We start from the raw sequence: 7,255 nt of genomic DNA, 5'->3' as shown, positions 1-7,255 counted from the left end.
GGGGTATACACCCTGCCGGCGCCCGCCCTTCCCCGTGGCTCCCCGCTTGTTCTGGCACGGTTGTGACACGGGGAAGGGCCTTGCCAAGAGATTCCTCGCCCGGCTTCGTTCGTAGCCATGACCAACGGCGCAACCATCAGCCTCGCCGATGACCAGATCTTCGGCAACCAGATCCTCCGCGGCATCAAGATCCTGCGTGACCATCTGGGCTGCTCGCTCCATGAGGCCCTGAACGCCTTTGTCGCCCGGTACGAAGTGATGAGGGCAGAGCGGCCAGAAGACTTCGCGTGCGGTCATGAGGAGTACTGGGTCGGCTTCTACTCGTGAGGCTCCATGGCCAGCGCGGTCAGGTTGTGGGTGATCGCTCGGGTGGCCCCATCTCGCAGGCCAAGCGCTTGGAAGAGAGTTGCACGCTTCCGATCAACTAAGCCTCTCACTTGCATGTTTGTTGATGTCCGCATGTGCCGTGCCCGTAACACCACCGTCCAGCACCTGCCCCCGAGCAGCCAAACCACCCGGCCACCAGGGCATGCACCCAAAGAAAGAGCAATCCAGCACTGGCGCTAGCGCAAGATCCAGAAAGTTACTACTATGCGCACGATCCGGCCACAGCCGGGTCGGTCCGGCGATCTTCCCTGCAAGGGCGAGAGCACACTCCGCTGCAAGAGCCCCGTTCACATCTAGGAGGGAACGGTGTCGCAGTCCCGCAGGCTCTCGAGTCGCGTCACTGGCTGGTTTCCATCAGCCGCCCACTACACTGCGTCGCCCATCCTGTTGAGCACGGTCTGCTCCTCGGAGGGAAGTAGTTCACGCCGCGGCAGGGAGATCCAGTGAAAGACGTCGCGTCAGTGCGTACCACCGTATTCCGGGCGGATGGGTCCAATCCCGCCGCCTTCCAGGCCAGCGCGAGCATCGTGCAGGCTGGTTTCTTCTGCTGGGAGATCGCCACTGGCGAGGTGAGCTGCGATCCGCTCACCCTCGCCCTGCACGGCATGCCCGAGAACGGCCCGTCGGACATCTCGAGCTTCCTGGCCGCAGTACACGAGTCCGATCTGACCGATGTGCGCGATGCCTTGGGGCTGATAGCGAAATCCTGCGACAACTATCAGATCGAGTACCGCGTAGCCTCCGACGACGGCCGGTACCGGTCCCTGGAAGCCCGGGGCCGCGTCCTACCCGGCGCCGACGGGCTGCCGGCCCGTATGGTCGGAGTGGTCATGGACACCACGGCCGTCCATGAGCGCCACGAGGCGGAGAAGCGGCGGCTGTACGAACGCGCCAGCCGCGACCGCTGGATGCAGGAGCTGACAGCGGCTCTGGCCGCCGCGGTGACGGTCAAGGACATCATGGCCGCCGCACAGGCAGGACTGCGTACCTTCGGAGCGGACGCGCTGGCGGTGATCGCCCCGCAGGGGAACCGGTTGAGCGTCGTCGCCTCGTGCGCCGACGAGGAGCAGGGCGAGGACCCCATACGAGTCCTCGACGCCACGGCCCGCACGCTCGTGGAAGAGTCACTCCACCGTAGGGCGCCCGTCCTCCTCGGCTCCGCGGACGCGCTGATCACCAGTTATCCGCACCTGGCACCGCTCGCGCGGTCGGCCCGACAGGCGTGGGCGGCACTGCCGCTCACGGACTCGCGCGGCCGCGTCAGTTCCTGCCTCGTCAGTTTTCCCGAGCCGCAGGAATTCCTGCCCGAGGAGCGGGCCCTCCTGGTCGCCGCCATGGGACTGCTCGCCCAGTCACTGGAGCGAGCGGGCATGTACGAGTCGGAACACGCGCTCGCGACCGAGCTCCAGCGCGGCATGCTGCCGCGCGGGCCGCTCACGGCGCCGGGTGTGACCATCGCCGCCCGCTACCAGGCCGCCACCTCCGGCATGTGGATCGGCGGCGACTGGTACGACGCCATCAGCCTGCCCGACGGCGGCGTGGCTCTGGTCATCGGAGATGTGCAGGGACACAGCGTTCACGCCGCGTCTCTCATGGGTCGGCTGCGCACCGCCGTGCACGCCTACGCGAACGAAGGACACCCGCCCGCGGCCGTCCTGGAACGCACCAACCGCCTGCTGGCCGAGCTGAACACCGACCCGGACAGGGCCCTGTTCGCCACGTGCTGCTACATCGCGCTCACCCCCTCCGACGGAACGCTCCGGATGTGCCGGGCGGGCCATCCGGGCCCAGCGCTGATCACGCCCCGCAAGCCGCCGCGCCTCCTGGAGGTCCCCGGCGGCCTCCCTCTGGGGATCGACCGGGAGCAGCGGTACCCGACCACCCGCCTGCGCATCGCTCCGGGCAGCGTGCTCGCGCTGACCACCGACGGCCTGCTCGAGGCCGTGAACAAGGACATCGACCAGGGCATCGAGAGGTTTCTCCGGGGTCTGCGAGGGGCTCCCACGGCGGACCTGGAGACCGTTGTCGACGACCTCCTTGCCGGTACGCAGAAGGCTCACGGCCTGGGCGACGACGTCGCTCTGCTCCTGGCTCGTCTGAACAGGCCCGGCCGCCGCAGCTGACCCAGGCCTGACCCGGCCTGTTCTCAACCAGCTTGGATCGCCAGGCACTTGTATCCATGTCCAACCGAATTTTCCCGGTCTGGGGTGCTGCCCGGCGCAAGGCAAAGAGCGCCAAAGAAAGGAGACCTCTGTCGAACGTCGTCGACGGGCAGGGTAATTTGCTTCGGTGTTTTGGATTGCCTGGTCATGCTCCATGCGTGCCTTGGCATGCGGCATCGGCAATGTCACTGGATGTCGCGAATGTCAGAGAACTACCGAGAAGCGAGCTGACGTATGGACAATTTCCGGATCCCGGACCTTTACATACCCGTACCGGCAGCGCTCAATCCGGAACTCCAGGAGGCCACGGCGGCCGCTGAGGCGTGGTTGGACGAGTTCGGTCTGGTGCCCACGGAGGAGGCGCGTCGGCATGTGCAGCGCACCCGTGTGGACCGGCTCACCGCGTGGCTGTGCCCGAACGCCTCACGGGAGGCGCTGACGCTGATCACCCAGTGGAACGCGTGGCTGTTCCAGTTGGACGACCAGTTCGACGACGACCCGGTGCGCGGTTACCAGCCCGACAAGTGGCGGGAGGCGTTCGGGCCGCTGTTCGCCGTCTTCGACGGAAGCGTTACGGCTGGTCGACTGGCGCGTTCCCTGGCTGATCTGTGGCGCCGTACGACGGCTGTCCGTTCTTCCGTATGGCAGCGAAGATTTGTCCCGCACCTCTTGTGGTATTTCGACAGCTACCGGGCCGATATGATTCATCGGGAGGAAGGGCGTGTACCCGGCCTGCAGCAATATCTCGCCCACCGCCGGGCCTCGTTCGCATTCGACGCCGTCCTGGACCTGATGGAAATCGGTACCGGTGTGGACCTGCCCGACCAACTGCATGCGAACCCGGCCTTCGCGGACATGCGAGAGGCAGTGATCTACGCGAATGCCTGCATCAACGATCTCTACTCGCTGCCCAAAGAACTTGCCCATGACTATGCGTTCAACGCCGTCACGGTGATCTGCCACCATCACCGGTGCAACCTCCAGGAGGCGGTGGAGCGAGTGGCCGTGATGCAGGCCGGATACGTCCAGCGCATCCTCGATCTCGAACAGGTCTTGCCCGAGCGGCTGGCGCTTTCCGGCCTCGCCGACGACGTCATCGTCGGCGCGCTCCGGTGTGTCAGGGACTTCCACGCGCTCACCGCCGGGAACGTCGCTTGGTCGAAGGAGACTGGGCGCTATGCGGAGATAGAAGTCAAACCGACCTATCTGGCGGACTTGTTTATTCCGTAGGACCCGTCGGCCGTCGCCATGCGCGTCAGGGCACCGTCGTGGCAGCGGCACCGGGGATCCTCAAGCAGGACTGTGCGTCGAGTGGCGCGGTCCAGCTCCGCGCGGCGACTTACGCATCCTTCCGGTGCTTGTCGCCGCATACACCCACTATCTGATGACGTACGCCGTGATGGGTAGGTCGCTGGGAGCGCTACCGCCTGTTGGCGAGGTGCACGGCGGTTTCCGTCGGCTGCTCCCCGCCCGAACTGGGGACCGGCTCGCTGCCCACTCCGCCGGGCAGCGCCCGCCGCGACCGCACCAGTACGACGCACACCCGCCGATGGCCGGGCGGATCGCCTCTGCACCCCTTGCCCGCACCGGTCACCGATCCGGAACAGATCGCCCGCCTCGACATACGGAAACGCACCCGGCTCGGCGGCATCCTCCACGGGTGCGAACACGCGGCATGACCTGCGCGGATGGGGTTCTCGGCAAGGGCAGGTACGGGTCGGACAGCGTAGAGCGCCCATGTGAACTGGCAGTGTATGCTGGGGAGTTGCCTTGGCTTTTGCTCGTCGAGGTATCGGTGCGGCTCTGAGGCCGGCGCGGGACAGGCCGAGCAGGTCCCGGCGATGGGCCGGTCGGCGCCTGGCAGCGGGTGGGGAGTCGCGCCCACTCGGTAACTCCATTGATCTGTCCGGGGGGTCGTCATGCCGTACCCGCACTCCGTCCTGCAAAGACTGCTCACCGTTTCGTTCATCTGCGTCCTGGGCGGGACCGCCGTCCTGGCCTTCGCTCCGGTCGCCGCCGCCGAACCGGCCACACCCGTCACCTATCCGGCCGGCGCGACCGCGACCCGTTACTCGGGGCTCGCCTTCGACACCTGTACCGCTCCACCGCTCGCGTCCGTGCAGGCCTGGAGCGCCTCGCCGTACCGCGCGCTCGGCGTCTACGTCTCGGGCGCCAACCGCACCTGCGCCCAGCCGCAGTTGACCGCTTCGTGGGTGGCCTCGGTATCGCAGCTGAAGTGGCGTCTGCTGCCCATCCACAAGGGGCTGCAGCCTCCGTGCGGTGCCCGCCCGACCGACGCCAAGATCAGCACAACCCCCGCGACAGCCCGCTCGCAGGGCACCGCCGCAGCCGGGGAGGCGATCACGGCGGCCAAGGCGCTCGGCATGCTGCCCGGCAGCGCCCTTTACAACGACATCGAGAACTACAACCAGTCCGACACCGTGTGCCGCACCGCCGTACTGACCTACGTCTCGGCCTGGACCAGGGAACTGCACCGCCTCGGCTACGTCTCCGGCGTCTACATGAACCTCAACCTGGGCGCCAAACAGCTCGCCGACGTGTACACCTCCACCACGTACGCACGGCCGGACGCCCTGTGGATCGCCCGTTACGACGGCGTCGACTCCCTCAAGGGCTGGGGCGGCATCGCCGATTCCAAGTGGGCCGTCCACCAGCGCGCCAAGCAGTTCCGCGGCGGCCACGACGAGACGTACGGCGGTGTCACTCTCAACGTCGACACCGACCGCCTGGACGCTCCCGTCGCCACGGTCGCGTATTCCTACAAGGTCACCAGCACCACGACACTCAACGCCCGCACCGGCCCCTCGACGAGCTACCCGGTCGCCTCGACGTACGCGCCCGGCTCCACCCTCAAGGTGGCCTGCCAGACACCCGGCTCCAAGGTCGGCACCACGTCCGTTTGGGACAAGCTCACCAACGGCAGCTACGTCTCGGACTACTACGTCAGCACACCCTCCAACACCGGCTACAGCTCGCCCCTGCCCCGCTGCACCTACCCGTACCAGGTGACCGCCCCGTCCGGCCTGACCGAACGCAGCGGCCCGGGCTCCGGATACACCGCCGTCGGCACCTCGCCGAACGGAGCGCTTGCCTGGGTCACCTGCCAGCGCGCCGGTTCCACGGTCGGCACCACCAAGGTCTGGGACCACCTGGACAACGGCCACTACGTCTCGGACTACTACGTGGCGACGCCCAGCAACACGACCTACAGCAAGCCGGTTCCGCGCTGCTGAGCGCTGCGCACCAGCTAGGTCGTAACCCGTACGAGGGGTCGTGATCGGCTGTACTGCCGGCGGCCCGTGTCGCATGGACGACGGGCCGTTGATCGCCGTCCCCGACCACTGGTCAGGACGCCCCTTCACCGGCGATGTCGAGATCGCTGACGCGCTGAAGGCCAACGCCGATCAGGGTCGGGCACTGGGACAACTGCCCATGGCGTGACCGTCGCGGGGTGCTCAGCGTTGCGCGTAGTCCAACTCCCGGCGTACAGCACTCGCAATCCGCCGACACGCCCGCGCGATCCGCAGCATCCTGGACCTCCGACCAGCCAGAACGGAGGGCACCACGACGCTCAGGTTCCTCGGCACCACATCGGAGAACGGCAACTGCCCCACCCTGTACGAGATCGTCGAAACCGGCGGCCTCGTCGTGCAGGGCGACAGGCTCATCGACCCCGAGCACCTCGCCCAGCTGTGTGACGTGATGGACTCCGAGACTTTCGTCGTCGTACCCTGCGAGCTACTCACCCGCTTCGCACCCCGAGATGCCGAGCGGGCCGACAACACACTGTCGAAGTTTGGTCGCCCCCGGACAGCCGTGCAGGACGGACAGGTCATTGCGTGATCGAGATCGGCCCGGTTCGCAGGAGAGGTCCACGTCATGTCCCGTGGCGGGGCTGGAAAGCCGTAGGCACGAACCACGGTGATCATGTAGGTGTCGAGTCCAGTGATCGCCGAGCGAGACCGTGCCTGCCCCTGCATCATCCACCATGCCCCTGGCGTGGGAGCACCTGGCCGCGGCGGATGCTCCGGCGCCAGTCGCCGACGCTGTCCGCCTGCCTAGCTTCCTGAGCCTGCTGTCAGATCCGCGCGATCGCCGGGGCCGTTGTTACCCGCTGGGGCACTGCTGTGCGCTGCGGCCGCGAGCCTGCCGGCTGGCGCCCGCTCCCTGACCGCGATCGGCGAGTGGATCGAAGACGCGCCCTGGTGGGTGCCGCGTGCCTGCGGCTTCGCGCCCGATCCGCTGACCGGCGCTGTGTCGGTGCCGCACCCAGCCACCGTCCGGCGCCTGCTCGCCCAACTCGACGGCGATGCATTGGATGAGACGATCGGTGCCTTCCCCGCGGCCCGTGCCAGGCGGCCGAAGCAGATGGGCAAGCGCCCGGTGCTGCAGGCGATCGCGGTGGACGGCAAGACCCTGCGCGGCTCGCGCCAGGTGGGTCGGCAGGCCGTCGTGCTGCTGGCAGCGATGGAGCACAGCCGCCGCGTGCTTGCCCAGCGGCAGGTCGCCGACAAGAGTGACGAAATCCCGACCTTCGCCCCGCTGCTCGAGAGTGTGGACCTCAGCGGCAGCGTCATCACCGCCGACGCCCTGCACAACCAGCACGACCACGGCATCTACCTGCGCAAACGCGGCGCCCACTAGGTCGCGACCGTCAAGAAGAACCAGTGCGCCACGAGGCGCTT

6 protein-coding genes are annotated in these 7,255 nt (G+C 67.4%); all 6 read left to right on the top strand.

What is annotated here, in order from left to right; translation table 11 throughout:
• Window positions 1-117 precede the first annotated feature (117 nt).
• The 6 genes from VXC91_RS40505 (at window position 118) to VXC91_RS40480 (ending at window position 7,214) form a co-directional block, all read left to right on the top strand.
• Complete coding sequence (locus VXC91_RS40505; protein ID WP_329512369.1) at window positions 118-327, top strand: hypothetical protein; 210 nt, start codon at window positions 118-120, stop codon at window positions 325-327.
• Between the two features lie 521 nt (window positions 328-848).
• Window positions 849-2,510, top strand: coding sequence for a PP2C family protein-serine/threonine phosphatase (locus tag VXC91_RS40500; RefSeq protein ID WP_329512368.1), 1,662 nt, complete (start codon window positions 849-851; stop codon window positions 2,508-2,510).
• A gap of 366 nt (window positions 2,511-2,876) precedes the next feature.
• A complete protein-coding gene (locus tag VXC91_RS40495; RefSeq protein ID WP_329512367.1) occupies window positions 2,877-3,779 on the top strand; it encodes a terpene synthase family protein in 903 nt (300 codons plus the stop codon).
• A 689-nt stretch (window positions 3,780-4,468) separates the two neighbouring features.
• Entirely contained in the window at window positions 4,469-5,803 is a 1,335-nt protein-coding gene (locus VXC91_RS40490) for a glycoside hydrolase domain-containing protein (protein ID WP_329512366.1), read from the top strand.
• Window positions 5,804-5,876: 73 nt separating this feature from the next.
• Window positions 5,877-6,011 carry a hypothetical protein gene (locus VXC91_RS40485; RefSeq protein ID WP_329512365.1) on the top strand — a complete coding sequence of 45 codons (135 nt, stop codon included), beginning with the start codon at window positions 5,877-5,879 and terminating at the stop codon, window positions 6,009-6,011.
• Between the two features lie 663 nt (window positions 6,012-6,674).
• Window positions 6,675-7,214 carry a hypothetical protein gene (locus VXC91_RS40480; RefSeq protein ID WP_329512364.1) on the top strand — a complete coding sequence of 180 codons (540 nt, stop codon included), beginning with the start codon at window positions 6,675-6,677 and terminating at the stop codon, window positions 7,212-7,214.
• The last annotated feature ends 41 nt before the right edge of the window (window positions 7,215-7,255 follow it).

It is taken from the genome of Streptomyces chiangmaiensis (assembly GCF_036281785.1).
Lineage (GTDB): Bacteria > Actinomycetota > Actinomycetes > Streptomycetales > Streptomycetaceae > Streptomyces > Streptomyces chiangmaiensis.
The sequence above is the reverse complement of the archived record's forward strand: the minus strand, read 5'-3'. Positions and strand labels throughout refer to the sequence as shown.